6 tRNA genes are annotated in these 809 nt (G+C 48.5%); all 6 read right to left on the reverse strand.

From position 1 onward, the window contains the following. Positions 1-158 precede the first annotated feature (158 nt). Positions 159-234, reverse strand: a tRNA-Ala gene (locus V9L20_RS27260). Between the two features lie 7 nt (positions 235-241). After that, positions 242-318, reverse strand: a tRNA-Pro gene (locus V9L20_RS27265). 27 nt (positions 319-345) lie between these two features. Further along, a tRNA-Arg gene (locus V9L20_RS27270) sits at positions 346-422 on the reverse strand. 9 nt (positions 423-431) lie between these two features. Continuing rightward, positions 432-517: transfer RNA gene (locus tag V9L20_RS27275), tRNA-Leu, on the reverse strand. Positions 518-531: 14 nt separating this feature from the next. Beyond that, positions 532-606, reverse strand: a tRNA-Gly gene (locus V9L20_RS27280). A 40-nt stretch (positions 607-646) separates the two neighbouring features. Then, positions 647-729: transfer RNA gene (locus V9L20_RS27285), tRNA-Leu, on the reverse strand. Positions 730-809: the final 80 nt, after the last annotated feature.

Here is an 809-nt window from a genome sequence, read left to right on the forward strand (position 1 = left end):
CTACGCACATCGCTGTGCGATTTTTAAAAACTGAATTAACAGGTACGTTTTGTCTTGTTTAGTTTTCAAAGATCATTTTGTTTGTCCGCTTTGTTAAAGCAACTTTATTGGTATACAATGTCACTTCTTCAAAGTCAACAACTTTTTTTAAAAACTTTTGGTGGAGCCTAGCGGGATCGAACCGCTGACCTCCTGCGTGCAAAGCAGGCGCTCTCCCAGCTGAGCTAAGGCCCCATAAAAATGGTCGGGAAGACAGGATTCGAACCTGCGACCCCATGGTCCCAAACCATGTGCTCTACCAAGCTGAGCTACTTCCCGATTTCCTATCTATTCTATTAAAAGATATGGCGCGCCCGAGAGGAGTCGAACCCCTAACCTTTTGATCCGTAGTCAAACGCTCTATCCAATTGAGCTACGGGCGCAAAACTTAATGCCGAGGGCCGGACTTGAACCGGCACGGTAGTCACCTACCGCAGGATTTTAAGTCCTGTGTGTCTGCCAATTCCACCACCCCGGCGTGGATGGTATAGTTGGAGCGGAAGACGGGATTCGAACCCGCGACCCCCACCTTGGCAAGGTGGTGTTCTACCACTGAACTACTTCCGCAGACAGGATGTCCAGTTTTTCTAACTGTTATCCTATATAATGCGGGTGAAGGGACTTGAACCCCCACGTCATAAAGACACTAGATCCTAAGTCTAGCGCGTCTGCCAATTCCGCCACACCCGCGTAAAATGGTGAGCCATGAAGGACTCGAACCTTCGACCCTCTGATTAAAAGTCAGATGCTCTACCAATTGAGCTAATGGC

This window comes from Variovorax sp. CCNWLW225 (assembly GCF_037204045.1).
In the GTDB taxonomy this organism is placed as follows: Bacteria; Pseudomonadota; Gammaproteobacteria; order Burkholderiales; family Burkholderiaceae_C; genus Variovorax.